Consider the following 25,768-nt stretch of genomic DNA (forward strand, 5'->3'; position numbering starts at 1 on the left):
CATCCACTCTAAACGAAATGAGCGCGCAAGAACCGACTTTCCACGCACTATTCAGGCGACCCGTCGAGGTACTTCACATAGTTCGGCAAAAAGAAGGACCCGCTTGCAGCGGGTCCTTCGAATGTTCGATGTGAAGCGCGTCGGCAGACGGGCTTACAGATCGATGTGAGACTCCTTGATGGGGAACGGAGCCGCGTAGTGGCAGGCGCAGTAATGGCCCTCGCCGATCTCGCGGAACTCAGGGGTCTCCTCGGAGCACTTGGCCTGAGCGATCGGGCAACGGGTGTGGAAACGGCAGCCGCTCGGCGGATCGATCGGGCTCGGCGGATCACCGGCGAGAATGATGCGCTTGCGGTTCTGCTGCACATCCGGATCCGGAATCGGAACTGCGGAGAGCAGGGCCTGCGTGTACGGATGGTTCGGCTCGGCGTACAGGCTCTTCCAGTCGGAGAGCTCGACCATCTTGCCGAGGTACATGACGGCCACGCGGTCGGAGATGTGCTGCACGACGGACAGGTCGTGGGCGATGAACAGGTAGGCGGTGCCGTACTGCTTCTGCAGGTCCTTCAGCAGGTTCAGGACCTGGGCCTGGATGGAGACGTCCAGGGCGGAAACAGGCTCGTCGCAGATGATGAGCTTCGGACGAAGGATGAACGAGCGGGCGATGCCGACACGCTGACGCTGACCGCCGGAGAACTCGTGCGGGTAGCGGTTGATGTGCTCGGGGTTGAGGCCGACCACGTCAAGCAGCTCGCGAACGCGCTCGATACGCTCCTCGGGAGTGCCGATGCCGTGAATGACCATAGGCTCGGAGATGATCTCACCGATGGTCATACGGGGGTTCAGGGATGCATAAGGATCCTGGAAGATGAACTGCATCTCGCGGCGCATGGCCTTGAGCTCCTTCTTGTTCATCTTGGAGATGTCGCGACCCTCGAAGTAAACCTTGCCGGAGGTCGGCGGATCAAGGTGCATGATGGCGCGGCCGGTGGTGGACTTACCGCAACCGGACTCACCGACCAGGCCGAACGTCTCGCCGGCACGAATCTCGAAGGAAAGGTCGTTGACAGCGGAGACGACCTTCTTGGAGAACTTGCCACCCATGAAGCCGGAGCCGGTGGGGAACTCCTTGTGCAGGTGCTCGACCTTGAGCAGGGGCATGTTGTTATCTGCCATTTAGGCCTCGCCTCCCTTCGTGGCGGCGACGTTCACGTCGTCGGGAATAGCGGTCGGAACCGTACCGCGGGAACGGGACGTATCGGGCGCGAAGCGCTTCACGAACGCATCGTCGTCGGCGTAGTGGCACTCGGAATAGTGGCCGTTGTCCATGACGAACTTCTGCGGGCGCTCCTTGTGGCAGAGCTCGGTTGCATAGGGGCAACGAGGTGCGAAGGCGCAGCCCTTGGGGAGGTTCACAAGCGACGGCGGGTTGCCGTGGATCGGCGTGAGGGGCTTCTTCTCGTCAGTCGCCTGCTCGGGAATGGAGCGGATCAGACCCCAGGTGTAGGGGTGGCGGCTCTCGTAGAAGATCTCCTCGGCGGTGCCGAACTCAACCGGGTGACCGGCGTACATGACCATGATCTTGTCGGCCATGTCGGCGACGACGCCCAGGTCATGGGTGATCATGATGATCGCGTTGCCGTTCTTCTCCTGCATCTCCTGCATGAGCTCGATGATCTGAGCCTGAATGGTGACGTCGAGAGCGGTGGTGGGCTCGTCGGCGATCAGGATGTCGGGGTCGCAGGCAAGGGCCATGGCGATCATGACGCGCTGACGCATACCACCGGAGAACTGGTGGGGATACTGGTTGACGCGCTTCTCAGGCTCGGGGATACCCACGAGGTCGAGCAGCTCGGTAGCGCGCTTCAGGGCCTCCTGCTTGGAGTAGCCACGATGCAGGCGCAGGCCCTCGCCCACCTGACGGCCGATCTTGTAAACCGGGTTCAGGGAGGTCATGGGATCCTGGAAGATCATGGCGATATCGTTGCCGCGGACGTGCTGCATCTCCTCTTCGGACATGTTGAGCAGATCGTGGCCGCGATACGTGACGGAGCCGCCCTCGATCTTGCCGGGAGGCATGGAGATGAGGCCCATGATGGTCATGGCAGTCACGGATTTACCGGAGCCGGACTCGCCCACCACGCCGAGGGTCTCACCGCGGTCGAGGGTGTAGGACACGCCGTCGACGGCATGCACGACGCCGTCCTCGGTGTGGAAGTACATCTTGAGATCGTCGACCTCCAGCAGGTGCTGGCCCTCGGGAATGGGCTGGGTCTTCAGATCGACGTAGTTGTCATTCTTCTTAGCCATGATTTACGCGTCCTTCATCTTCACGTCGAGAGCGTCACGCAGGCCGTCGCCGAGCAGGGTGAACGCGAGAACGGTGGTCAGGATGGCAAGACCGGGCAGGATCATGAGCCAGGGCTCGGTCTGCAGGAACTTCTGTCCCTCCTGGATCAGGGTGCCCCACGAGGGATCCGGCGGGATGACGCCCATGCCGAGGAAGGACAGGGCGGACTCGGTCAGAATGGCGCCGCCGATGTTCATGGTCGCGTACACGACTATGGAGGCAACGGAGTTGGGGAAGATGTGGCGGGCGATGATGCGAGCATCGGACGCACCCATGGCGCGGGCGGCGTCGATGTAGTCGCTCTCCTTGACGGAGAGGATCGCGGAGCGGAACACGCGGGCGATCTGCGGCCAGCCGAGGATGCCGATGGCGAAGAACACGTTCTGGATGCCGTTGCCGATGACCGCGATCATGGCGATGACGAACAGCGTGTACGGGAACGCCAGGAAGGTATCGGCGAGACGCATGATGATCGTATCCCAGATACCGCCGTAGTACGCCGCGATGGCGCCCATCACCAAACCGATGATGGTGGAGATACCGGTTGCGACGATACCGACGGTGAGGGAGATGCGGGCGCCGTAGATGACGCGGGAGAGCACGTCGCGACCGAGGGTGTCGGTGCCGAACGGATGCTCAAGAGACGGCGCAAGGCGGGAGTTTGCCGCCATGGTGGCCGTGTCGGATGCGGTCGGATCGCCCAGAACCTGCGGGACCCACAGATCGGCGGTGACCGCGACGAGGATGGTGATGGTAAGCCACACGACGGCGAACATCGCGAGCTTGTTCTTCCTCAGACGCTTGAAGGCGTCGCCCCAAAGGGTGCGCGTGGGCTTGTCGGACTTATCGGCGACGACATGATGCTCCGCCGCGACGGCACGGGCCTGATCGCCCATGTTGCTCATTGGATACTGCACGCTACTCCCCTCCTACTTATCGCTCTTGCTGCCAAGGCGGATACGCGGATCGAGGAACGCGTAGCTCACATCGACAATGAGGTTGATGATCATGACCACGAACACGATGACGGTAACGGAACCCATGACGATGGGCCAGTCGCGCTGAGTGATGGCGACGTAGGTCATCTGACCGATGCCGGGCCAGTTGAAGACCGTCTCGGTCAGGATGGCACCGGCGAGCATGGCACCGAAGTCCATACCAATATATGTAACGACCGGGATGAGGGCGTTCTTGAGCGCGTGATGGAAGATGATGGAGCGCTTGGAAAGACCCTTGGCCTTAGCGGTGCGAATGTAATCCTGGTTCATAACCTCGACCAGCTGGGAGCGCATGATGCGCGCCGTGTAGGCGGTGGAGACGGCGGCCAGGGTGACGGCCGGCAGGATGTAATAGGTCCACGCGGGGAACTGCGGGAACGGACCGGGCACGCCGGAGACCGGAAGGGCGACCGCGCCACCCGTGGCATTCTTAAGCCAGATGCCGAAGATCAGCTGCAGCAGCAGTCCGAGCCAGAAGGCGGGCATCGCAACGAGCATGGACGTGGTGAGCGTGACCAGGATGTCCCAGAAGGAGTAGCGCTTGATGGCGGAGATGATGCCGGCGCCGATACCCACGAAGGCCTCGATCACGATGGCGACCAGCGCGATCTGAACCGTATGCGGATACGCCTCAAAGATCATGTCCTTGACCGCGCGGCCCTTCTGATAAGAAGTGCCGAGGTCGCCCTGGAGCAGATTGCCGAGGTAGTTGAAATAACGGTCGACCATCGGGGTCTCGATGGTGTTACCGTCTTCATCGAAGACGATATTGCCGTTCTCGTCCGTCACGATCAAACCGTGAGCGGCGCGGATGTTCATCTCCGTCTGGGGATCCATCTTCTTCTCGCCGGCGATCAGCTTGATCGGGTCGCCGGGCACGACATTCTGCATGATGAACAGAATGAGCGTGACGCCGAGGAAGACCGGGATGAACTGTAGGATTCGCTTGAGGATGTACCTGAGCACAGCGATACCCTCCCTAGTCTCATGGACACTACACCTAGCTGCAGTAGCATGCAGCATAAACTGTGATTATACGTCACTTGTCACTGAATACTGCGGGGATTATGCGTAGATATGCAGTCCACGCCCCCATTTCCATACAAATCCAAAGCTCGTTACACAAAAAGCAGGACACCGCTTGCGCGATGTCCTGCTGTTCATAGCGCTTCTCGCTTTACGAGCGATCGAAACTAGGCGAGCTCGGCGGTCTCGAAGTGCGGCTTGGTCTGAGCGTCGTAGTTGAAGGACTTCATGCGCTCGGAGCCAATGTAGTTGTGAGCGTAGAACATGATCGGGATGACCGGCATGTCCTTGCCGATGGTTCCGCAGATCTTACGGCAAGCGGCCTTGCGCTCCTCCTCGTCCTGAATCTGACGGGCGGCCAGCATGGCGGCGTCCATCTCCGGGTTGCTGTACTCCTCGTAGTTGTTGTCAGCACCGGTGAAGAAGTTCGGGTACAGGAAGTTGTCCATGGTCGGGTAGTCGGCAGTCCAGCCAAGGCGGCCGAGGCTGAAGTTCTTGTCGGACAGCTGCTGCAGGTAGGTAGCCCACTCGACGGTCTCCTGGGTGACCTTGATACCCACGGCCTCGAGGTCGAGCTGGACGGCGGACATGAGGTCGCCGTGATCGCCGTCGCCGTTGTAGTTCAGCGTGATCTCGACATCGCGCTTGCCGTCGGCGTTGGCGGGGTAACCGGCCTCATCGAGGAGCTTGGCGGCAGCCTCGGGATCGTACTTGCAGTCCTCCCAGACGTTCTCGGGGGAATCGTCGATGGAGGTCGGCATGATGGAGGTAGCCGGCATACGGGAGCCCTCGAACAGGGTGTCGACGATGTTCTGGCGGTTGATGGCCAGGGAGATGGCGCGACGGACCTTCGGGTCGGCGAGGACCGGATCCTGCGGGCTCGGGATCAGGAAGTAGGTGGAGAGCTCGGTGCCGAGCAGGCACTGCTTGCCGGGAGTGGAGGTAAAGCCGTCCTCGGACTCGCCATACTTCTCGACGCACTCCTTGATCTTGCCGCTCGGGATGGCAGCGAAGTCGATGGAGCCGGCCTGGAACTCGTTGAACGCGGTGTCCGGGTTCTTCTGGATGGACATGTACACGCCGTCGAGGCTGGGCTTCTCACCGTAGTAATCCTCGAAGCGGGCCAGGGAGATGTACTGGTTGTGCTTCCAGGGCTCGGTCATCATGAACGGACCATTGCCGATGGGCTTCTCGAGGAACGCCTTGGGATCCTCATCAGCGCAGGCCGGCACGGGGGCGAGGCCGGGGTGGCAGCAGACGGCCGGGAAGTCGGCCATGGGGTCGGTCAGGGTGACCTCGAGGGTCAGCTCATCGACGGCCTTGAGGCCGGAGAACTCGTCGGTGTCGCCGGCGTTGAACTCGGCGTAACCGGCAATCGGGGCGAGGTGGTAGCAGATGTCGGACGGGGTCTCCATCTTGGGGGAAGCAACGCGCTTCCAGCCGCGGATGAAGGACTCGGCGTCGACAGGGTCGCCGTTGTGGAACTTCATGCCCTCACGGAGCTTGAAGGTGTAGACGCGACCGTCCTCGGAGACCGTGGGGGCCTCGGCGGCGCAGCAGGGAACGGCGGAAGCGGAATCCCAGTCCCACTCCATAAGGCCGTCGAACACGTTGAAGACGACCGCGGTGCCCTGGTTCTCCTGAGCGTTATACGGATCGATGAACGCGGGCTCGGAGAGGTAGAAGTTCATGACCTTCTTGCCGGAAGCGTCACCGCCACCGTTCTCGCCGCCACCGCAGCCAGCGAGGGCTGCCACAGCGCCGGTAGCAAGGGCGCCACCGATGAAGGTACGACGACCCATCACGGGCTGGGAAAACTTGAAATTAGCCATGCCATCCTCCTTATAATTCAGGTTCACGGAGCACGACGCCGGTTGAGCACCCCTTTGGTGCGACCGGGGTGCGAACACGTTGCCTTGCCCCGTTGCGCTTCGCGATGCCGCTAGGCTGTTCGGCTTCGCGCGATGGCCAATACCATAGCGCACTTTTGCATAATGGAGTACAAGTTTTCTGCCCGATTCCTGGCATTTTCTTTAGTCTGTTGGAGTATATGCAGGTAGGACGGCACTTTAGTGCATAAAAGAACAGCGATGAGAACCCGAATACCCGACACAATGTTTCAACTGTGTAACGGAAGAATCTGCCTCGTATACCTCTGACGGAAGCAGATCGACCGACGGCCAATTTCCTGACGTCCATTAACCGCCGATACGCTATAGCCTGGGCGACCGCTCATGAAAAAGACCCGACCGGACGATGCCGATCGGGTCCAAAAGCCTTATGAGCTCAAATCCTACAGGCCGACGATGCCCTGCGGGAAGAAGAACATCGCCAGGACGACGCAGGCGGCGAACACGCAAGCAACGATGACCGTGAGCTTGTCGAGGTTCTTCTCCATGACGCCGGTGGCGGTGCTGGAGTTGTACAGGGAGCTGGCGATCATGTCGGAAACGCCGGTGCCCTTGCCGGAATGCATGAGAACGAGCGCGATGAGCAAAAGCGTGGACAGCGCCCACACGGCGAAGAGAACGATCTGCAACGGACCCACGAGGACTCCTTCTAACCAAGAGAGACGTACAGCGGATAATAGTAGCACACTCCCCTGCCCTTCCGCGAAATTTCACTCAACTTTACCCTGATGAACGGATCCCAGTCAGGAGACGCGCGAAAAAGCCGCCGCCCTAAACGGGCGACGGCCTCTGTATGCGATCGACGCAAATGAATGGACGAGCGCTACTCCTCGACAGCCAGCACGCGGCCGGTCATCTCGGCGCTGGGCTCGAGACCGGCCATGGTGAGCATGGTCGGGGCGATGTCGGACAGGCGACCGTCCTCGATGCCGACGAGCTTGGCGGTGTCACTCACGACGATGAACGGCACGCGGTTGGTGGTGTGGGCGGTGAAGGGCTTCTTCTCGCCATCAACCTCGTCAAACATGTGATCGGCGTTGCCGTGGTCGGCGGTGATCAGCGCAAAGCCGCCCTTGGCCTGAATGACCGGGATAACCTTGGAAAGGGCCTCGTCAACAGCCTCGACGGCCTTCACGGCGGCGTCGAACACGCCGGTGTGGCCGACCATGTCGCAGTTGGCGAAGTTCACGATGTAGAAGTCGGCACGGTCCTCGTTGATGGCCTCGACAAGCTTCTCGGTGACCTCGGGGGCGCTCATCTCGGGCTTGAGATCGTACGTGGCGACCTTGGGGCTCGCGACGAGAACGCGCTCCTCGCCGACCTTGGGCTCCTCGATGCCGCCGTTCATGAAGAACGTGACGTGCGCGTACTTCTCGGTCTCGGCGGTATGGAGCTGCTTGAGCCCGTTGGCGGCGATGACATCGGCCAGGACGTTCTTGGGGAACGTCTTGGGGAAGGCGACCTCGACGTCGAAGGACGGGTCGTACTCGGTCATCGTCACAAAGTGGGAAAGCTCGATCTTCTCGCGCTCGAAGCCGTCGAAGTCGGCGTCGGTGAAGGCGCGGGTCATCTGACGGGCGCGATCCGGGCGGAAGTTGAAGAAGATGACGGCGTCGCCGGCGTGAATGCCCTCGTTGTGGCAGGCGAACGGATCGACAAACTCGTCACCGCGCGGGTCCTTCTCGTAGAAGGCCTTGATGCCGGCGACAGGATCGGCCTCGGCGTCGGAAGCGTTGACCAGCACGTCGTAGGCGCTCTGGATGCGCTCCCAACGGTTATCGCGGTCCATGGCCCAGTAACGGCCGGAGACGGTGGCGATGCGGGCGTCGCACCCGGTCTTCTCAGAGACCTCGGCCAGGAAGGCGGCGAGCTCGGAAACATAGCCGGCGCCGGACTGCGGGTCGACGTCGCGACCGTCCATGAAGCAGTGGACGCGAACGGTCTTCACGCCGCGCTCAGCGGCCATGGCAACGAGAGCCTCGCAGTGGCTCTGCATAGAGTGCACGCCGCCGGGGCTCATAAGACCCATGAGGTGCAGGGTCTTGTCGGTAGCGGCGCAATCATCCATCGCCTTGACGAAGACCTCATTCTCCTTGAGGGAGCCGTCCTTGATGGCGTTGTTGATGCGCGAGAGCTCCTGGAAGACGATGCGGCCGGCGCCGATGTTGAGGTGGCCGACCTCGGAGTTGCCCATCTGACCGTCGGGCAGGCCGACGTCCTCGCCGGAAGCACCGAGGGTGGTGTGCGGATAGTTCGCATACAGGCTGTCGATAAAGGGCGTGTTGGCCGCGCTCACGGCGTTGTCGGAGCCCTCGGGCGCCAGACCGAAGCCGTCCATGATGACGAGCAGTGCAGGAAGGTGGCGGTTAGCCATGGTGAATTCTCCCCTAGTAAAAAGAATGGGCCGCAGCGCCTGAGCGCCGCGGCCCGATTGCAAGACGGGTATTACTCCGCGGCCTTCACGACCATCTCGGAGAAGTCCGCGGCCTTGAGAGACGCGCCGCCAACGAGGGCGCCGTCGACGTCGGGCTTGGCCACGAGCTCGGCGATATTGCCGGGCTTGGCGGAGCCGCCGTAAAGCACGCGGATGCCATCGGCCATCTCGGCGCCGAAGAGCTCGACGAGCGCCTCGCGCACGGCGTGGCAGACCTCCTGGGCGTCATCGGCGGTAGCGGTCATACCGGTGCCGATGGCCCAGATGGGCTCGTAAGCGACGACGAGCTGGTCGGCGGAGGCGAGCTCGAGACCCTCGAGGCCGGCCTTCACCTGGGCGACGACGTGCTCCACGTAGGTGCCGGCCTCGCGAACCTCAAGAGGCTCGCCGCAGCAGAAGACGGGAACGATGCCGCCGGCGACGAGCGCCTTGGCCTTCTTGTTCTGGTCCTCATCGGACTCGTGGAAATAGTCACGACGCTCGGAGTGGCCGATGATGCAGTAGGTGCAGCCGGCAGACTTGAGCATCGGGACGGAGGTCTCGCCGGTGTAGGCGCCGGAAGCCTCCCAGTAGCAGTTCTGGGCGCCCAGGGCGATGGCAGAACCCTCGAGCTTGTGAGCGACGCAGCACAGGTCGATGGTGGGCGGGCACACGAGGACCTCAACACCGGCGGGGACCTCGGGCAGGGCCTCGACGAGCTCGGCGGCGAGGGCCTTGGCGGCCTCGCGGTCGTTGTTCATCTTCCAGTTGCCCGCGATAAGGGTGGTGCGATTATTCGGCATCGTTCAGAGCCTCCACTCCAGGAAGGGCCTTACCCTCGACGAGCTCCATGGAAGCGCCACCGCCGGTGGAGATCCAGCTCATCTTATCGGCCAGGTTGAACTTGTTAACGGCCGCGACGGAGTCGCCACCGCCGATGATGGAGGTGCAGTCGGCCTCGGCGACGGCCTCGGCGATAGCCTGGGTGCCGTGGGCGAAGTTGTCGAACTCGAAGACGCCCATGGGGCCGTTCCAGAACACGGTCTTGGCGCCCTTGATGGCCTCGGCGTAGAGCTCCTCGGTCTTGGGGCCAATGTCCATGCCCTCGCGGTCATCGGGGATCGCGTCAGAGGCAACGACCTCGGGCACGGCGTCCTCGCCGAAGTGGTCGGCGACGCGGTTGTCGATGGGGAGCAGGATCTTGACGCCCTTCTCCTCGGCCTTCTTCAGCATCTCGCCGGCGCGCTCGACCCAGTCCTCCTCCTTGAGGGAGTTGCCCACGGTCATGCCCTGGGCGAGGAAGAAGGTGTAAGCCATGCCGCCACCGATGATCAGGGTGTCGGCGGAGTCGATGAGGTGATCGAGGACGCCGATCTTGGAGGAAACCTTGGAACCGCCGACGATGGCGACGAGCGGGCGCTCAGGGTTGGCGAAGATACCGGTGAGGGTATCGACCTCCTTCTCGAGCAGGAAGCCGGCCACGGCAGGCAGATACTCGGCGGGGCCCACGACGGAACCCTGGGAGCGGTGGGCGGTGCCAAAGGCGTCGAGGACAAAGACGTCGCCGTAAGAAGCGAGCGTCTTGGCGATCTCGGGGTCGTTCTTCTTCTCGCGCTTGTCGAAGCGGACGTTCTCGAGAACGAGGACCTTGCCGGGCTCGAGAGCCTCGACAGCGGCAGCGGCCTTCTCGCCGTACGTGTCGGCGACGAAGGTCACATCAAGGCCGGAAAGCTCGGCGAGCTTGGCGGCGACGGGCTCGAGGGAGAACTCGGGCTGGAAGCCGGTGCCGTCCGGACGGCCGAGGTGGCTCATGAGGATGACGCGGGCGTTGTGGTCGACCAGGTACTTGATGGTCGGGAGAGCGGCGTTGATGCGGGTGGTGTCACCGACAACGCCGTCCTTGATCGGCACGTTGAAGTCGACGCGGACGAGGACGCGCTTGCCGTCGACGTCGATGTCGCGGACGGTCTTCTTGGTGAAAGCCATGTCCATTCCTTTCTTATTTGACGAGCGGCGGACGATGCGTCCATCCGCTTGAAAAAGGGCGCGACCCCGGGCATACGCCATGAGGCCGCGCCCTCCTATAGACGCTTGGTCTAGATGCGAGAATAACCGCGCAACTTAGGCGACGAACTTCTCGAAGTACTTGATGGTGCGGACCATCTGGGAGGTGTAGGAGTTCTCGTTGTCGTACCAAGAAACAACCTGAACCAGGGTCTGGCCGTTGCCGAGGTCGGCGCACATGGTCTGGGTGGCGTCGAAGATGGAGCCGTGGGTCTCACCGATGATGTCGGTGGAGACGATCTCGTCCTCGTTGTAGCCGAAGGTCTCGGAGATGGTCTCGGCGTAAGCCTTCATAGCGGCGTTGACCTCGTCCTTGGTGACGACCTTGTCGACGACGGCGTAGAGGTTGGTGAGGGAGCCGGTCGGCGTAGGAACGCGCTGGGCGGCACCGATGAGCTTGCCGTTGAGCTCAGGCAGAACCAGGCCGATGGCCTTGGCGGCACCGGTGGAGTTCGGGACGATGTTCACGGCGCAGGCGCGGGAACGACGCTTGTCACCCTTGCGCTGCGGGCCGTCGAGAGCCATCTGGTCGCCGGTCCAGGCGTGGATGGTGGTCATGATGCCGGACACGATGGGGGCGAAGTCGTTCAGACCCTTGGCCATCGGGGCGAGGCAGTTGGTGGTGCAGGAAGCGGCGGAGATGATGTCGTCCTCAGCCGTGAGCTCCTCGTGGTTCACGTTGTAGACGATGGTGGGCAGGTCGTTACCGGCCGGAGCGGAGATGACGACCTTCTTGGCGCCAGCGTTGATGTGAGCCTGGGCCTTGGCCTTGGAGGTGTAGAAGCCGGTGCACTCGAGCACGACGTCGACGTCGAGGTCGCCCCAAGGCAGGTTGTTGGCGTCGGCCTCCTTGTAGATCTTGATCTCCTTGCCGTCAACGATGATGGCGTCCTCGGTGGCCTCGACCTTGTGATCGCGGGAGTAGTTGCCCTGCGTGGAGTCGTACTTCAGCAGGTACGCGAGCATGTCGGGAGAGGTGAGGTCGTTGATGGCGACGATCTCGGAGCCCTCGTGACCGAACATCTGACGGAAGGCCAGACGACCGATACGACCGAAGCCGTTGATAGCAACCTTAACTGCCATGTGTGTCTCCTTTCATTGGACCTCCCGCGGGCTGGCTGCCCGCCGTTGAAGTCCGAAAACTAACCACTCACCAAATATACCTTTTTTCCGCTTGCTCAATCGTGTGATTGGCAACTTTCGGACAAAAGTCCCAGTTTGAAACGTTTCACCATGCTATCGACCCCTAAGACCAGGGTCGTCATCGGTAGTTGAGACGCTTCAATCCCCTTCATGTGACGCCCTTGCCTCCTCAACCATCTTCTCCAGGCGCAACACACGGTGGTAGAGAGCCGACTTCGACAGGGATGGTTGCGCCATCTCCCCGAGATCGCGCAACGACAGGTCGGGGTGATTCTCGCGCAGGCGGCAAAACGTCTCGAGCGCCTCGGGCAGACCGGGACGCAACCCCAAATCATCGAGGGCCTCGATAAGCTCGAGCTGACGTTGGGCCGCGCCGGCGCTGCGCGTCTGGTTGGCGAGCTCGGCGTTCACGCGTCTGTTCACCTGGTTCTTCACGTGCTTGACCGCGCGAGCCTCCTCGATCTCCGCGACGGCGCGCGTGGCCCCAAGCTTCGCGAGCAGGCGCCTGATGTCCTCGGCGCTTTTGATATAGACCGCATAGGCGCCCCGGCGCGGGTTGACGCGAGCCTGGACCCCCATGCCGCAGATGAGATCGGCCAGGTCGTGGGCGAACTGCTCGCCTTGCACGGCGATCTCGAGATGGAAGTCACCGCGCGGGTCGGCCACGAAGCCGCCGGCAATGAGGCTGCCTCGCACAAACGCGCGGCGGCAGCAGGCGCGGTTCGCGACGTGTTTGGGCACGCCGGCAACCAAACCACCCGAGCGGTCGATAATGCCCAGCAGGATGAGGGCCTTTTCCAAATCGGGCTGATCGGGCAGGACGATGAGGTAATTGCGCACGCGGTGCAGGACGGAGCGGCGGACGGTGAGGTCCGTCTTGAGCTTCAATATCTTGTGCGTGAGCTCGATCATCGTGCGCGCAACCGCACCCGTCTCCGTGGCGACCTGGAGCTGGTATCCCCCGCGCCCGCTGATCGAGAGCGTGCCGCACACCCGGACGAGCGCGGCGAGCGTCGAGACGTCGCAGTACGCGCACTCGGGAGCGCAGCGCGCGAGCTCGTCGCGAACCTCTGCCGTAAAGGACATCTACCTCATCACCTCCGCGAGCGCAGCGGCAAGGCGCCCGACATCATGGACGGCTGGGGATTCCCCACCCGTGAAATCTCGTACGACGACGCGCCCGGCAAGCGATCCGATACGCTCGAGGTCCGCGGCGCTCGCCTCAATCGGGCCGAACGGCGCCTGCTTGACCGCGTCGATCATCGAGGCCGAAACCGGCCCTTCATCTTCTGCGGCATGTTCGGCCGCCTCCCGCGCAGCACGCTCGACGATACGTTGCCAAGCGCGCTTCTCATACGGATGGACGAATTCGGGGCCTTGCGCCCGATGGACCAAAACCGCGTCAAGCGCCCCCTCGAGACCGCAGGCGACCAAAGCCTCCACATGATCTGCCACACTCATGCCGGCAGTCTCCCCCAACGAGTCGATTTTGGGGCAGACGAACACCCGTGTGGCGCTGGTGGCGGCAAGCGCATCGCGGATCCCGGGGACCAGCACGTTGGGAATGATTGAGGTGAACAGCGAACCGGGACCGAGAACCACAAGGTCCGCGTTGAGAATCGCCTCGACGGCCTCCTCGTTCGCCGCGGGGCACGCGGGCTCCAGGCGCACCTCGGACATGACGCGCAGACCATAGGAGATGCGGGCCTGGCCGCGCACCGCATCGCCCTCGCGCGTGCGCCCGGAAAGGCTCACGAGCTCCAGGGTCGAGGGGTGCACATGCCCAACGCACTCGAGCAGGCGCTCGCACGTGCGAATCGCACCGACGAACGAATCGGTCTCTTTGGCAAGAGCCACCAGCAACAGATTGCCGAGCGCGTGGTCGTCGATGTAGGGGAAGCGATGGGCGAACGCGCGAGCAAGCGGGGCGGTGGGGTCGGCCGCCAGAGCGGACAGGCACTTGCGCACGTCTCCGGGCGGCACGATATGCTCCCGCTCGCGCAAGAGGCCGGTCGACCCGCCATCGTCGGCCATGGCGACCACCGAGTCGATATGCGCTCCCATGAGCCGGAGGGCCGCTATGAGGCGCGGCTGGCCGGTGCCGCCGCCGATGGAAACCGCCCTGAGGCGCTGATCGGGCATCGTTAGCTCCTGAGATTCGCCTTGGCGAGGTCGCGATGGGAGATACTCACATGGTACTGATGACGCTCCAGATAGCGACCGGTCGCCTCAGCGATGGCTACGCTGCGGTGCTGACCGCCAGTGCATCCGATCGCGATGGAGAGCCTCGGCTTGCCCTCGGCGATATACCCGGGCATGACGGCATCGAGCAGGCGGAACCACGCGTCGAGGAACTCCTGCGTCTTGGGATGGTCGATCACGAAGTTGGAGACCTTCTCATCGAGGCCAGTGAGCGCGCGCATCTCGGGGTCGTAGAAGGGATTGGGCAGGAACCGCACGTCGATCATGAGGTCGGCCTCAGCAGGAAGCCCGTGTTTGAAACCGAAGGAAAATACGTGGACGTCCATCAGCTGCTCGTCGCTGAGCTCTGAAAATGCAGTCTGAAGGCGCTTGCGCAACGTGGCCGTGCGCATACGGCTCGTATCGATGACGAGGTCGGCGCGCTCACGGATGCTCGCCAGCGCCATCCGCTCACGCTGAATCGCGTCGGCCATCGTGTCGCCGCGCTTCGCAAGCGGGTGACGGCGGCGATTCTCGCTGTATCGGCGGATAAGCACCTCGTCCGAAGCCTCGAGGAACAGCACCTTGCAGGTCATTTCATGGTCGCGCAGCGTCTCGATGGTGTCGAGCAACTCATCGAAGAGCCCCTGGCTGCGCAGGTCGCTCGTAACGCACAGATGGCGTCCCACGCCCGTGTTGATGCCGATGATCTCGGCGAGCTGCATGATGAGGCTGGGGGGCAGGTTGTCGATGCAGAAATATCCCATGTCCTCAAACACATGCATGGCCTGCGTGCGGCCGGAGCCGGACATGCCGGTGATGATGACGATATCGGGGACGCGGTCGGCGTGCTCGGCCGAGATGGCATCTGGGCGCTCGGGCATGATGGGCCTTTCATCTGGATCGAAGCGTTAGCGAATCATTGGTACGAGTATATCCCCTCATGCGACGGCAAACGAAAACACCGCGCCTCGGCCGAAGCCCAGACGCGGCGAAGTCATGCCTTACGGGAGACAGACGTTAGACGTGGCTCACGATGAGGGTCATGCAACCTTCGAACGAGAGGTCGTCGCACGTCGAGGTCGCAACGAAGTGGTCCCCCGCCTTGAGCGGGCAGCCATTGACCGAGCCCTCGCCCGCCATGACCGTCACGCAGAGGAACGGGTTGCCAGCGCTCGCCGCGGGATACGTAAGGGCGCCATCGAGATACACACGGTCGACGGAGTAGGCGGGGCAATCGACCAGATGCGTGACACCATCGACCTCGGGGGCCGTGATCTCTCCCGTCTCCGGGGCCTTCGCCTCATAATCGACAACGTCAAGGGACTTGTCGATATGCAGATCGCGCAGGGACCCGTCGTCCTGACGGCGATCGTAGTCGTACAGACGATAGGTGACATCGCTGGACTGCTGCGTCTCGAGAATCACGGTCCCACGCTTAATGGCGTGCACCGTGCCGGCGTCGATCTGGAAGAAATCACCGGGGTGGATGGGGATCTCGTTCAGGACCTCGTTCCAGCGGCCCTCCTCGATGGCGGCGGCGAGTTCCTCGCGAGAGGCCGCACGCTGGCCGACGATGATCGTGGCGCCGTCATCGCAATCGATGACATACCAGCACTCGGTCTTGCCGAGGGACCCGTTCTCGTACTTGGCGGCATACGCATCGCCCGGGTGAACCTGGACGGACAGGTCGTCGGTGGCGTCGAGGATCTTGACCAGCAGGGGGAACCGGTCACCATCGAGATCGCCGAACAGCTCGCGACGCTCATCCCATGCCTGAGAGAGGAACATGCCGGTAAGCGGGCCCGAGGCGATCTTACAATCCCCGTTAGGATGAGCGGAAATGCCCCAGCACTCCCCCACCGGGCCGTCCGGAATCTCGTAGCCGTACATCTCCTCGAGCTTACGGCCGCCCCAGATCTTGCCGTGAAAGACCGGTTCCATGAACAGCAGGTCGGTTGAAGAATCCATGCGCACCCTCCTCATAGCAGCATGCCTCGCGGCAACGCGCCGCGGGGCATGCACCATGATACTTCCACTGGGGGGGGTGAAGCGACTTTTAAATCCGAAAGGGAGGCCGCCGGTCGCGACAAAGGCCGCGAACCCTATTTCCCAGCGGCGCGCGACGACGCGATCGCCCCCGCGACAAGCCCCATGACGATCATAATGGCTATGGTGGCGAGCAGGGCGACGAGCGCCTTGGGGTCGCCTGCCAGGGCCGAGAACACCCCGGCCTGGATGCCGAAGCCCGGGTCCAGCACCGTGGCCATCATGCCGGCCTGGCACAGCTCCTCGAGCATGGGGACCACACCGAACACGCCGAGCGCGCCGCCCGCGCAGAAGAACAGGATGAGGCACGGGATGGGGTTCGGAAGCTTCGCGGCGACGAACACGGCCTGGGCCAGGGCGCACAGGGTGCCGCCGAGCAGAAAAGCGAGCAAAAACGTCATGTCGATCAACTCCTAGGCAAAAATCCCGACACCGAACGCGGTGCAGGCGAAGGCGAACACAAGACTGAAGGCGAAGCCGCTGCCGAACAGGACCAGCATGACCTTGAGCGCCGCCACGACGGCGCCGCCCAGCGAGGCACCGTGGGCGCGAGCCTCGCACATGACCTCGGTGAGCGCCGGAACCAGGCCGATGAACGGCAGATTGGCACCCATGCCGCCGAAATCGGCGATCTTGGCGTAGACGCCAGACAGAGTGAGGAACACTGTGATGAGACCGGCGAGAAGCAGCGCGACCGCTCCGCGCAGCGATAAGGGGACCTCGGGCGGCATGACCGCCCCGAGCGCGCTGATGATCACCTGAATCGCCAGGCAGATGAGACCGCCGGTGAGAAACGCGCGGCCGATGGATGAGAGTTTGTTGTCCATGGGAACATCCTTACGATAAAACAGCGTGTCGAGAAGACGCGGCGGCGGGAGGCACATATCGCCGCCGCGCCGTTCTCCTAATTGGAAAACCCGGTCCACACCGGCATGCCGGAATACGTGAGCGGTTGTTCAACGCCGTCGAGCACGCGACATGCGCCCGCGGCCATCGCCTCGAGCTCGAACTCGCCAGGATACGCCGTGACCGGCGCAATCCATCCGCAGCGCTCCTCAATGGCCCTCACGAGCTCGTCGCTGTGAACCATGCCGCCGCCGAGCAAGATGCCGTCGACCTTGCCGCCGAGGACGCATGCCATGGAGCCTATCCACTTGCAGACCTGATAGGTCATCGCATCCCATGCGCGGCGCGCCGACGCGTCACCGGCGGCGGCCCGGACGATGACCTCGCGCGCATCGGAGGTGCCGCACAGGCTCACGAAGCCGCCCCTCTTGAGCGTGAGCGCGCGGGCCTCGTCGAGCGAATGGCCCCCCTCGAGGTAATTCAGCACCTCGGCCACCGGCATCGAGCCGCATCGCGTGGGCGTCATGGGACCCTCCCCGCCGACGATGTCGTTGCCGTCGGCCATGCGCCCATGGTCGTGCGCCGACACCGAGATGCCGCCGCCGATGTGGCACACGACGAAATTGCACTCGTCGTAGGCCCGCCCGAGCGAGGCCGCATGGCGGATCGCGGTCTCCTTCAGGTTGAGCGCATGCAGATGGACATGGCGATAGACGCCCTCGACGCCTGTCATGCGGGCCTCGTCGCACAGCTCGTCGGTGTCGGGCGGGTTCACCACGAAGGCCGGCTTGCCGCCCGCCTCCACGGCGAGCTCGTGCGCGATCTGGCTGCCGAGCTGCGCGGGATGCTGCACGCCGTTGGCGCCGCGGCGCGCATGGTCGAGGATGGTCTCGTCGATGGCGTAGGTGCCGCCCACGAGCGGCAGCAGCCCGCCGCCGCGGCCCACGAATGCGTCGATGCTGAGCAGGTCGACGCCATTTTCGGCAAGCGCCTCCATGATGGTCGTGCGCCGATATGGCAGCTGATCGGAGATGCCCGGGAAGGCCGCAAGCTCGGCGGCGTCATGGTCGACCGTCTTCTCGAACACGGAGTACTCGCCCTCGAACAGGCCGATCTTGGTCGACGTAGAACCTGGATTGATAACCAGGACGCGCCAGCTCTTGCCGTCCTCCATCTACGCCACCCCCTTGAGAACCGCCGCGCGCACGCAGCTCATGATCACGTTGCCAACGATCTCGGCGACGCCGGCGGAACGGGAGCAATCGCAGACGACCTTCTTGAAGCCCTGCAGCATGGGGCCGTACGCCTCGGCGTGGGCGAATTGCTGGACGAGCTTGACGCCCACGTTGCCGACGTTGAGGTCGGGCCAGATGACGATGTTCGCGCGGCCGGCGACCTCGCTGTCGTGCTTGACCTTGCGGCCCGCGACGCGGAGGTTGATGGCGGAATCGAACTGGAACTCGCCGTCGATCTTCAGGTCGGGGCGGCGCTCGTTGGCGATGTCGCGGGCCGCGACGACCTTGTCCACGAGCTCGCCCTCGGCGCTGCCGCACGTGGAGTACGAGAGCAGGGCGCAGCGGGGCTCCCACTCGGTGAGCGCGGAGATCGTCTCGCACGCCGAGATCGCGATGGAGGCGAGCTGGGCGGAATCGGGATTGGCGCACACGGCGGAGTCGCCGAAGCCGAGCAGGTTGCCCTCACTCCCCTCGTACCCGGGGATGTCGAAGATGCCCACGGAGCTCACGGTGTCGATGCCATCGGCGAGGCCGATGATGGTCTGGCCGGCGAGGATGACGTCGCCCGTGGAGCAGGCGATGCCGGCGAAGGTGATGTCCACGTCGCCGAGCGCCTGCAAGATGAAGGCGTGCTCCATCGGGCGGGCGAGGCGGCGGGCGACGCCCTTGGCCTTGAAGGGGCAGTCGGGCAGGGCGAGGTAGCGCTCGGCGACATCGGCGTTCACGACTTCGTCGTTGATGTCGGCGAGCTCGATGCCCTCGAGCGAGATGCCGCGCTCATCCGCCAGGCGGCGCAGCTCCTCGGCATCGCCCACGAGCACGCAATCGGCGATCCCCTGTGCGGTGATCTCGGCGACGGCGCGCATCATGGTCTCATCGTCGCCTTCGGGAAACGCGACGCGCATGCGGTTGGCGCAGGCGCGCTCGCGCAGTCGATCCATCAGGCTCATGGAGCTACTCCTCGATCTCCTCGGCGACGCGCTCGACGAGCTCGCCGACGGTCTTCATCTTCATCACCTCGTGGATGGTGACCTCGGCGTCGAGCTCGTTCTCGATGGCGGAGGTCAAGGCGATCATCTTCATGGAGCCCTTGCCGAGCTCGTCGAAGGTGGTGTCGGCGGTGATGTCGCCCTCGTGGCCGTACGCGGTCTTGGCAAAGCCGGCGATCTGCTCGAGAAGTTCCTGGTTCATGGTGAAAATCCTTTCGGTGTCTCAGTACGGCGCGCCGAATCGGCGGCGCGCCGGGGTGCCCGACCTGCTCTGGAATCGGGGCTCCCCCGGTTGATGAGCGCGCGGCCCGCGGCGTCGCGGACCGCGCATGGAGGTTGTTAGGCTTCTACCGCCTCGTCGAGCTCGAAACAGAGTTCCGACCACTCGATGGTCTCGGGCTCGCCGGGCTTGACCGGTGTCACGCGCTGGATCGGCTTGGCGTGCACCCCGATCTTCTCGCCGGCATGCAGGCGCTCCTGCAGGCCCTTGACGATCTTCTTCTTGCCGCAAAAGACGACGAAGGTGTAGATCGGGCCCTCGTCCAACTCAACGGCGCCGTAGCCGTAGGGGGCGATTTCCTTGAGGTAGGGCTTGTCGTTTTGAATGCCGGGGATCACGAAGGAGACGAGCGTGCCGTGGCCGGAGAGCTCGACCCATTCGGTCTCGCCGTGACCGCAGGTGTTGCACCCGAGATGCGGCGGGAACTCGATCGCACCGCATTCGGTGCACTTGCGGCCGAGGTACTTGCCCTCGGCGACGCCGTCGTAGAACTTCTTTACGACGGGCTCCATATTCTCGAGAAGCATGGAAGATCCTCCTATAAATCGAATCGTGTGAGAGGGGCGCTAGTCGATGGCGCGGATGATCTGGGCACGGACGTTCTGGCCTCCGCCGAAACCGCGCAGGAACGCGGTCTTGGGATTGACCTTGACCTGAGTGGCGCCGGCCTCCCCGCGGATCTGCTTGACCGCCTCGTACACGTCGGCGACGCCGGATGCGCCATGGGCGTGACCGAAGTTGCAACGCCCGCCATGCGGGTTGATGGGCTTGTCGCCGTCATAGGCGGTGCGGCCCTCGATGGCATACTTCCACGCCTCGCCGCGCGGGATGAAGCCGCACTCCTCGGCGGCGACGATCTCGGATGCCAGAAAGAAGTCGTTGCACATGAAGAGGTCGACCTCATCCGGGCTCACACCGGTGAGCTCGTAGACCTCGGCGGCAGCGTTCTTTGTGCCGTGGTACTCGTTGGCGAGCGTGGAGCCCTCGAAGGCGGCGGAACCAGTGCCGAGCACCTCGACGGGCATGTGGTCGTAGCCGCGGGCCTTGGCCATCTCGGTGGGCATGACCACGATCGCGGCGGCGCCGTCACACTTGGTCTCGAATCCGGTGACGCGCAGGTACTGCGTGACCTTGGGATTCATCATCGAGGTCAGGAACTCATCGGCGGAAGCCATGTTGTTGGCCAGGGCGACCTGATCGAAGTCGACGTCATAGAACGCGAGCGGGTTTTTGACGGCGGCGCGGCGCAGGCTCTTGGAGAGGCCGTTCAGCGCGTCGTCGATGTTCTCGGCGGTGAGGTCGTAGGTCCAACGGTAATCGTTGATCCAGTTGTCGAACGAGATGCCGAAGGCGGAATCGAGCGGGCGGCCATACGCGCGGTCGTAGACCATGGGAATCGAGGGCAGCATCTCCTCGAGCGGGAAATCGCGGCGATAGCAACCGGGGGCGCCCACGACGGGCAGCGAGGCGGCCAGATCGACCGCGCCGGAGAGCACGATGTCATACGTGCCGGACGCGACGGCCATCACGGCCTCCTGCAGCGCGACATAACCGGTGCAACAGGCCTCGGAATGATGGACCGATCCGATGCCGCGCACACCGAACCAGTCCGCGACCTGCATGTTGGGCGTCAGGGAGTCGCCGATCATGAAGGGATTGGCGGCGCCGTGATAGAAGTACTGGATATCGCGCGGCTCAAGGCCGGCATCCGCGATCGCCTCGAGCGCGGCGTACCCGAAGGCATCGCCCTCGCTCATGCCGCGGGTCTCGGGATGGTCCTCGAAGTTCTTGAACGGCGTGCAGCCCACGCCGACGATCGACACGCTGCGCATGTCCTTGCCAAGCTTAACCACTGACAGTCACATCCTTTTTCACTTAAAGGTGTACACGGGCGCACGAGGCGGACAGCCGGGCTGGGCCCAGCCGATCTCCCCGATGCGGTACTCGCGAACTGCTGCAGCGGTTCTTAGGAACTATCTGTATGGTATGTTGCCGTCGCACACCCATACGGGACGGTTCGCCCCATATCGTCCCGCATAATGGGACGATATGGGGCGAACCGTTTCTTTGCACAGGTACTGCGTTTATCGGAAATGATTCAATTGCGGTCCATCGACGCACCCGAACAACGCGCACATCCGCTTGCCGGGCTTTTCATGCCGTTCGCGGCTATATATCCAAGCGAAGGGGACGCGGAGTCAGGCGATTGGCCTCCTGCTCGAGGAAGAAGGGCGCGTACAGGAAGCGGTTGAGCGCCGTGGCGACGACCACGGGCTCCAGATCCGGACGCTCCTCGAGCCAATACTGGATGAGGTTGTGATGTCCGGCGATCGCGAAGGAAAGATAAAGGTCCCAGGTATCCTCGCCGCACGGCAGCGTGCTCAGGCGTTTCCTGAAGTGATCGTGCATGAAGATCGTCGCCTTATGGGTAAACACCGGGTCGCCATGGACGCCGTTCAAAACGACGATCTTGTCTCGATTGGCCTGCAGCACCTCCATGCGCCTGATCATCGAGGGCGTGGGATCGAGCTCCGCATCGTCGAAGCGGGCCTTGAGGGCGACCTCGTTGATCTCCCCCATTCCCTCGAGGATCTCGTCCTCGAATCGCTTCACGACATCGTCGACGCTCGAGAAATGCCGGTAAAACGTCGACTTGGACACACGCGCCTGACGGATGACATCGACCACCTTGATATCGGGGATGTCGGTTGCAGCCATGAGCTCGAACACGGCATCGGTTATGCGGCGCGACGTCTCCATGGCATCGGCTGCCCTCGACATGTCAGTCTCCTTCCCGTCCGTCACGGCGACACTCGATTGCCCGCGCCATCAGATCAGCAGGGTCATGATCGATCAACTCGATCGACGTGGGCGCGGCAGTCGCGACGGCGATGCAATGTCCATGCCAGGCGATGTGGGCGACATGCCATCCGTCGGGTATGCCCTCCGTCCGGGGGTCGCGCTCGAACCCGGTACCCTCGGCCTTGAGAATCGCCTCGAGGCCGGTCCAGGCACGGGCGAAGCGACCGGCTCGAACGGGGCCTTCGTCCGCCGCCTCAATCCACTCGCACGTCTCAACGGGAAACACGCGATGCGCGACCAGACGGTTGAAGCCGTCGACGGGCTCGACATCGACACCCAGGTCTCCATCGATTCCGGGTGCGGAGGCCACCACACAGCACGATCCGCCATGGGAGATGCTGATGGAGACGGTACCGTCCAACAAATAGGGCTTCCCCGCCGGGCCGATGGAGAGGCACTCGTCCGTATCGACACCATACACATCGAGCAGCAAGAGACCGGCGGCGAGCGCCTCGAGCCTCGTCGCCTCGGCGAGCGAGGAATCCAAGACGCGCGCCCCATAGCGCGGGGCAAGCGCGCGGATGAGGTCCTCCGCAAAGCCCGCACGGCCGCGGAGCGCGTCCGCCAATTTGACGGTTGATACCACGTGGACGTTGACGATCATGCGGGCACCTCCCTCCCTTCGAACACGCTGCCCCCTTCGATGTCACCCATGATAGCAGCGCACCCCACCGTGATGGGCGGGGTGCGTGATTTGGAAAACCGGTGAATCCGGCTAGACCGGCAGCGGGCGGACGGTCTTATCGGCTATTCCTCCAGCGCCGCCTTGAACCAAGAGGTCAGGCTCGTGGGGTGCGTGATAGCGGTACCCACGACGACGGCCCATGCCCCGGCATCGATTGCAGCGCGGGCCTCGGCGGGCGTATGGACATGGCCCTCACAGATGATGGGCAGATCAGGGAACTCGGCCGTGGCCTGGCGCAGCAGCGGCAGATCCGGGCCCTCATCGAGCGTGGTGTCGATTGCGGGCTTGTTGTGCGAGAGCGTGGTGGAAACCAAATCGAAGCCCAGCTCCACAGCGTGACGAATGTCCTCGATGGTCATGCAGTCCGCCATGAGCAGGACGCCCTCCTCCTGCAGCGGGCGCACCGTATCCTCGAGCGTCTTGCCGTCGGGGCGCGGACGATCGGTGGCGTCGATGGCGACGATGTCGGCGCCGGCGGCAACGCAGGCGCGCGCATGGCGGAGCGTCGGCGTGATGTAGACACCCTCATGACCGTCCTTCCACAGGCCGATGACGGGAATCTCGACGCGGCCCTTGATGGCCGCGATATCGGAGAGGCCCTGGCAACGGATGGCCGCGGCGCCGCCGAGCTCGCACGCACGGGACATGCTGGCCATGATCTCCGGCGTGCGCAGGGGCTCGCCGGGGTAGGCCTGGACGCTCACGACGAGCTTGCCCTTGAGCGATTCAATGATGGGATGCATGCGTTCCCCTTTCGGATTGAAGGTCCAAGCGCCAAAACGGCCCGATCGCACCTATGCGACCGGGCCGAGGCGCCTACATTACAGAGATGCCAGCAGATGCTCGGCTGCGCCGATCAGCGGGGCATCGCCCTCGAGCTCGCCGATCAAAATCGGGGTCTCGAGAAGAGGATCGAGCGCCTGGCTCGCGTAACCCTCCGCCACGCTCGTCTTCCACGTCTCGCTGCGCCAGTCGGGACCCTGGTGGATAACACCGCCGGACAGCACAATGACCTCGGGGTCGAGGATGTTGGCAAGCGAGCCCAGGCTCGCACCGAGCGCGAAGCCCGCCTCGTGAATCACGGAGATCGCACGCTCGTCGCCCTGGCGGCAAAGGTCGTTCACATCGCGACCGACCGTCGGGCGGGACTCATCCACGCGTCCGTAGCGCTCCTCGAACATGCGACCGATGGACGTACCGGAGGACACGGACTCAAGATGCCCGGAGCGACCGCAGGCGCACGGAATCCCCTGCGCGCTCGTCGACTCGATGTGACCCATATGACCGGCAGCGCCATGGAAGCCGCGCATCACACGGCCGTCCTCGACGTAGGCACCGCCGATGCCGGTGCCGATACCAAGGCAGAGCACGGAATAACGGTCACGGCCGACGCCCCAATGGGCCTCGCCCAAGCCATGAGCTTGAACGTCGCCGACGACGGCGACCGGCATCCCAAGAGCCTCGCGCAGGCGAGGACCGAGCTCGATGCCGCTCCAGCCGGGCATGATCTCGTTTGCATAGGCGATGGAACCAGTCTTGGGGTCGACCACACCGGCGGCGGCCACGCCGACGCCGATCACCTTGCGGTCGGGATCGCTCGCAAGCGCCTCTCGAATCGCGCCCTCGATGCGGGAATACACAACTTCCCCGCCCTCGGAGGGATTCGTGGGAATCTCGGCAGAATAGACGGGATACGGACGGGAGCCGTCCGCCGGATACTCCATGATGGCGCTGGCGATCTTGGTGCCGCCGATATCGACGGAGCACACATAACGCGTATCAGCCATAGTTGCCTCCAATTAGAGCAGACCGCACTCGACGAGAACGCTGCGAATGGCCTCGACGTTGGCGCCGGAAAGAGCCTTGACCGGACGAAGCATCTGATTGGACTCGAAGACACCCATGAGCTGCAGGGCGGTCTTGAAGGCACCGACGCCGGCGCCGTAGCCCTGCACGCCGTCCGTGCAATCGAAGATGTGGGAGAGCTCATTGAGCTTGTCCTGCTCGGCCTTGACCGCGGCCCAGTCGCCCGCCTGTGCGGCCTTCCACTGGCGTACGTAACCTTCGGGATCCACGTTGGCGAGACCCGGCACGGAGCCATCGGCGCCACCCAGATACGCGCCGTCGACCACGATCTCATGGCCCGTGAGCAGCGTGAGCGGATGACCGAGCTTCTCGTTTTCCTGAACGAGGTAGCGGAATGAGACGTCGTCGCCCGAAGAGTCCTTCACACCGGCGAGCACGCCCTCGGCGCCGAGCTTGGCCAGGAGCTTCCAGGGTAGTTTGGTGTGCACGCATACAGGAATGTCATAAGCGAAGATAGGCAGGTCAAGCTCCTCGTGCAGGATGCGGAAGTGCTCCTCGACCTCACACATGCCGCCGAGCGCGTAGAACGGGGCAGTTGCCACGAGGGCGTCGACGCCGAGCTCCTGGGCCACGCGGCCGTGCTCGATCACGCGATCGGTCTCGGTGTCGATGATGCCCACGAACACCGGGACGCGGTGGTCGACGATGCGGATTCCTTCCTTGATGACCTCATAGCGGCGCTTATCGGTGGAGAACACGACCTCACCTGAAGAGCCCAGGAAGAACAGGCCGTCAACGCCAGCGTCGATCATGCGGTTGATGCTACGCTCAAACGAGACGAGATCAAGCTCGCGATCGTCGGTGTCGGGAACGACGACCGGAGGCATGACGCCGGAAAACTTGGTGGTTGCCATGTACAAACTCCTTTGTA

Annotated in this window: 26 protein-coding genes; all 26 read right to left on the reverse strand. The window is 63.5% G+C overall.

What is annotated here, in order from left to right; translation table 11 throughout:
- Positions 1-153: 153 nt before the first annotated feature.
- Positions 154-1,176, reverse strand: a complete 1,023-nt coding sequence (locus tag FY258_RS05520; RefSeq protein ID WP_118103814.1) for an ABC transporter ATP-binding protein — start codon at positions 1,174-1,176, stop codon at positions 154-156.
- Positions 1,177-2,310: an ABC transporter ATP-binding protein gene (locus tag FY258_RS05525; protein ID WP_118103816.1), complete on the reverse strand. Its 1,134-nt coding sequence runs from the start codon at positions 2,308-2,310 to the stop codon at positions 1,177-1,179.
- 3 nt (positions 2,311-2,313) lie between these two features.
- Positions 2,314-3,255: an ABC transporter permease gene (locus tag FY258_RS05530; RefSeq protein WP_118103818.1), complete on the reverse strand. Its 942-nt coding sequence runs from the start codon at positions 3,253-3,255 to the stop codon at positions 2,314-2,316.
- A 24-nt stretch (positions 3,256-3,279) separates the two neighbouring features.
- Positions 3,280-4,314, reverse strand: a complete 1,035-nt coding sequence (locus FY258_RS05535) for an ABC transporter permease (RefSeq protein WP_039910423.1) — start codon at positions 4,312-4,314, stop codon at positions 3,280-3,282.
- Positions 4,315-4,541: 227 nt separating this feature from the next.
- Entirely contained in the window at positions 4,542-6,206 is a 1,665-nt protein-coding gene (locus tag FY258_RS05540) for a peptide ABC transporter substrate-binding protein (protein WP_118103820.1), read from the reverse strand.
- 461 nt (positions 6,207-6,667) lie between these two features.
- Positions 6,668-6,922 carry a preprotein translocase subunit SecG gene (gene secG / locus FY258_RS05545; RefSeq protein ID WP_039910422.1) on the reverse strand — a complete coding sequence of 85 codons (255 nt, stop codon included), beginning with the start codon at positions 6,920-6,922 and terminating at the stop codon, positions 6,668-6,670.
- 185 nt (positions 6,923-7,107) lie between these two features.
- Complete coding sequence (gene gpmI / locus FY258_RS05550) at positions 7,108-8,658, reverse strand: 2,3-bisphosphoglycerate-independent phosphoglycerate mutase (protein ID WP_118103822.1); 1,551 nt, start codon at positions 8,656-8,658, stop codon at positions 7,108-7,110.
- A gap of 71 nt (positions 8,659-8,729) precedes the next feature.
- The gene (tpiA, locus tag FY258_RS05555; protein WP_006723642.1) at positions 8,730-9,500 is read right to left on the reverse strand and encodes a triose-phosphate isomerase; all 771 of its coding nucleotides are present in this window, start codon (positions 9,498-9,500) and stop codon (positions 8,730-8,732) included.
- Positions 9,490-10,683, reverse strand: a complete 1,194-nt coding sequence (locus FY258_RS05560) for a phosphoglycerate kinase (RefSeq protein ID WP_118103824.1) — start codon at positions 10,681-10,683, stop codon at positions 9,490-9,492. Before FY258_RS05560 ends, tpiA begins: the two co-directional genes overlap by 11 nt.
- A gap of 135 nt (positions 10,684-10,818) precedes the next feature.
- Positions 10,819-11,844, reverse strand: coding sequence for a type I glyceraldehyde-3-phosphate dehydrogenase (gap, locus tag FY258_RS05565; RefSeq protein ID WP_006723640.1), 1,026 nt, complete (start codon positions 11,842-11,844; stop codon positions 10,819-10,821).
- A 198-nt stretch (positions 11,845-12,042) separates the two neighbouring features.
- Entirely contained in the window at positions 12,043-12,990 is a 948-nt protein-coding gene (gene whiA / locus FY258_RS05570) for a DNA-binding protein WhiA (protein ID WP_118103826.1), read from the reverse strand.
- Positions 12,991-14,046 (reverse strand): gluconeogenesis factor YvcK family protein, encoded by a 1,056-nt coding sequence (locus FY258_RS05575; protein ID WP_118103828.1) that lies wholly within the window; start codon positions 14,044-14,046, stop codon positions 12,991-12,993.
- Positions 14,047-14,048: 2 nt separating this feature from the next.
- On the reverse strand, positions 14,049-14,969 hold the full coding sequence (gene rapZ / locus FY258_RS05580; RefSeq protein ID WP_118103830.1) for an RNase adapter RapZ: 921 nt from the start codon (positions 14,967-14,969) through the stop codon (positions 14,049-14,051).
- A 136-nt stretch (positions 14,970-15,105) separates the two neighbouring features.
- A complete protein-coding gene (locus FY258_RS05585; RefSeq protein ID WP_118103832.1) occupies positions 15,106-16,056 on the reverse strand; it encodes a type I phosphomannose isomerase catalytic subunit in 951 nt (316 codons plus the stop codon).
- 134 nt (positions 16,057-16,190) lie between these two features.
- Positions 16,191-16,535, reverse strand: a complete 345-nt coding sequence (locus FY258_RS05590; RefSeq protein ID WP_118103834.1) for a hypothetical protein — start codon at positions 16,533-16,535, stop codon at positions 16,191-16,193.
- A 12-nt stretch (positions 16,536-16,547) separates the two neighbouring features.
- A complete protein-coding gene (locus tag FY258_RS05595; protein ID WP_182279431.1) occupies positions 16,548-16,961 on the reverse strand; it encodes a SpoVA/SpoVAEb family sporulation membrane protein in 414 nt (137 codons plus the stop codon).
- 77 nt (positions 16,962-17,038) lie between these two features.
- Positions 17,039-18,154 carry a butyrate kinase gene (gene buk / locus FY258_RS05600; protein ID WP_118103838.1) on the reverse strand — a complete coding sequence of 372 codons (1,116 nt, stop codon included), beginning with the start codon at positions 18,152-18,154 and terminating at the stop codon, positions 17,039-17,041.
- Positions 18,155-19,165 (reverse strand): phosphate acyltransferase, encoded by a 1,011-nt coding sequence (locus FY258_RS05605; protein WP_118103840.1) that lies wholly within the window; start codon positions 19,163-19,165, stop codon positions 18,155-18,157. It lies immediately after the preceding gene.
- A 4-nt stretch (positions 19,166-19,169) separates the two neighbouring features.
- Positions 19,170-19,406, reverse strand: a complete 237-nt coding sequence (locus tag FY258_RS05610; RefSeq protein WP_118103842.1) for an acyl carrier protein — start codon at positions 19,404-19,406, stop codon at positions 19,170-19,172.
- Positions 19,407-19,543: 137 nt separating this feature from the next.
- Entirely contained in the window at positions 19,544-20,011 is a 468-nt protein-coding gene (locus tag FY258_RS05615; RefSeq protein ID WP_118103844.1) for a Zn-ribbon domain-containing OB-fold protein, read from the reverse strand.
- Between the two features lie 39 nt (positions 20,012-20,050).
- Positions 20,051-21,337: a thiolase family protein gene (locus FY258_RS05620; protein ID WP_259324456.1), complete on the reverse strand. Its 1,287-nt coding sequence runs from the start codon at positions 21,335-21,337 to the stop codon at positions 20,051-20,053.
- A 316-nt stretch (positions 21,338-21,653) separates the two neighbouring features.
- On the reverse strand, positions 21,654-22,265 hold the full coding sequence (locus FY258_RS05625) for a TetR/AcrR family transcriptional regulator (protein ID WP_118103848.1): 612 nt from the start codon (positions 22,263-22,265) through the stop codon (positions 21,654-21,656).
- A 1-nt stretch (position 22,266) separates the two neighbouring features.
- Positions 22,267-22,950, reverse strand: a complete 684-nt coding sequence (locus FY258_RS05630; RefSeq protein ID WP_118103850.1) for a 4'-phosphopantetheinyl transferase family protein — start codon at positions 22,948-22,950, stop codon at positions 22,267-22,269.
- 143 nt (positions 22,951-23,093) lie between these two features.
- On the reverse strand, positions 23,094-23,774 hold the full coding sequence (locus FY258_RS05635; RefSeq protein ID WP_118103852.1) for an N-acetylmannosamine-6-phosphate 2-epimerase: 681 nt from the start codon (positions 23,772-23,774) through the stop codon (positions 23,094-23,096).
- Between the two features lie 78 nt (positions 23,775-23,852).
- The gene (locus FY258_RS05640) at positions 23,853-24,818 is read right to left on the reverse strand and encodes an ROK family protein (RefSeq protein WP_118103854.1); all 966 of its coding nucleotides are present in this window, start codon (positions 24,816-24,818) and stop codon (positions 23,853-23,855) included.
- Positions 24,819-24,830: 12 nt separating this feature from the next.
- Entirely contained in the window at positions 24,831-25,751 is a 921-nt protein-coding gene (locus tag FY258_RS05645; RefSeq protein ID WP_118103856.1) for a dihydrodipicolinate synthase family protein, read from the reverse strand.
- Between the last annotated feature and the right edge of the window lie 17 nt (positions 25,752-25,768).

It is taken from the genome of Collinsella intestinalis (assembly GCF_902364775.2).
Lineage (GTDB): Bacteria > Actinomycetota > Coriobacteriia > Coriobacteriales > Coriobacteriaceae > Collinsella.

Excerpts from the sequence above, each read along its gene's own strand:
- buk (WP_118103838.1), bottom strand. The coding sequence starts at position 18,154 with ATGGAGGACGGCAAGAGCTGGCGCGTCCTGGTTATCAATCCAGGTTCT.
- FY258_RS05560 (WP_118103824.1), bottom strand. The coding sequence starts at position 10,683 with ATGGCTTTCACCAAGAAGACCGTCCGCGACATCGACGTCGACGGCAAG.
- rapZ (WP_118103830.1), bottom strand. The coding sequence starts at position 14,969 with ATGCCCGAGCGCCCAGATGCCATCTCGGCCGAGCACGCCGACCGCGTC.
- FY258_RS05595 (WP_182279431.1), bottom strand. The coding sequence starts at position 16,961 with ATGGACAACAAACTCTCATCCATCGGCCGCGCGTTTCTCACCGGCGGT.
- whiA (WP_118103826.1), bottom strand. The coding sequence starts at position 12,990 with ATGTCCTTTACGGCAGAGGTTCGCGACGAGCTCGCGCGCTGCGCTCCC.
- gpmI (WP_118103822.1), bottom strand. The coding sequence starts at position 8,658 with ATGGCTAACCGCCACCTTCCTGCACTGCTCGTCATCATGGACGGCTTC.
- FY258_RS05640 (WP_118103854.1), bottom strand. The coding sequence starts at position 24,818 with ATGGCTGATACGCGTTATGTGTGCTCCGTCGATATCGGCGGCACCAAG.
- FY258_RS05615 (WP_118103844.1), bottom strand. The coding sequence starts at position 20,011 with ATGCTTCTCGAGAATATGGAGCCCGTCGTAAAGAAGTTCTACGACGGC.
- FY258_RS05630 (WP_118103850.1), bottom strand. The coding sequence starts at position 22,950 with ATGATCGTCAACGTCCACGTGGTATCAACCGTCAAATTGGCGGACGCG.
- FY258_RS05590 (WP_118103834.1), bottom strand. The coding sequence starts at position 16,535 with ATGACGTTTTTGCTCGCTTTTCTGCTCGGCGGCACCCTGTGCGCCCTG.
- FY258_RS05605 (WP_118103840.1), bottom strand. The coding sequence starts at position 19,165 with ATGAGCCTGATGGATCGACTGCGCGAGCGCGCCTGCGCCAACCGCATG.
- FY258_RS05540 (WP_118103820.1), bottom strand. The coding sequence starts at position 6,206 with ATGGCTAATTTCAAGTTTTCCCAGCCCGTGATGGGTCGTCGTACCTTC.
- FY258_RS05530 (WP_118103818.1), bottom strand. The coding sequence starts at position 3,255 with ATGAGCAACATGGGCGATCAGGCCCGTGCCGTCGCGGCGGAGCATCAT.
- tpiA (WP_006723642.1), bottom strand. The coding sequence starts at position 9,500 with ATGCCGAATAATCGCACCACCCTTATCGCGGGCAACTGGAAGATGAAC.
- FY258_RS05645 (WP_118103856.1), bottom strand. The coding sequence starts at position 25,751 with ATGGCAACCACCAAGTTTTCCGGCGTCATGCCTCCGGTCGTCGTTCCC.
- FY258_RS05525 (WP_118103816.1), bottom strand. The coding sequence starts at position 2,310 with ATGGCTAAGAAGAATGACAACTACGTCGATCTGAAGACCCAGCCCATT.
- FY258_RS05610 (WP_118103842.1), bottom strand. The coding sequence starts at position 19,406 with ATGAACCAGGAACTTCTCGAGCAGATCGCCGGCTTTGCCAAGACCGCG.
- FY258_RS05635 (WP_118103852.1), bottom strand. The coding sequence starts at position 23,774 with ATGCATCCCATCATTGAATCGCTCAAGGGCAAGCTCGTCGTGAGCGTC.
- gap (WP_006723640.1), bottom strand. The coding sequence starts at position 11,844 with ATGGCAGTTAAGGTTGCTATCAACGGCTTCGGTCGTATCGGTCGTCTG.
- FY258_RS05585 (WP_118103832.1), bottom strand. The coding sequence starts at position 16,056 with ATGGATTCTTCAACCGACCTGCTGTTCATGGAACCGGTCTTTCACGGC.
- FY258_RS05625 (WP_118103848.1), bottom strand. The coding sequence starts at position 22,265 with ATGTCGAGGGCAGCCGATGCCATGGAGACGTCGCGCCGCATAACCGAT.
- FY258_RS05575 (WP_118103828.1), bottom strand. The coding sequence starts at position 14,046 with ATGCCCGATCAGCGCCTCAGGGCGGTTTCCATCGGCGGCGGCACCGGC.
- FY258_RS05520 (WP_118103814.1), bottom strand. The coding sequence starts at position 1,176 with ATGGCAGATAACAACATGCCCCTGCTCAAGGTCGAGCACCTGCACAAG.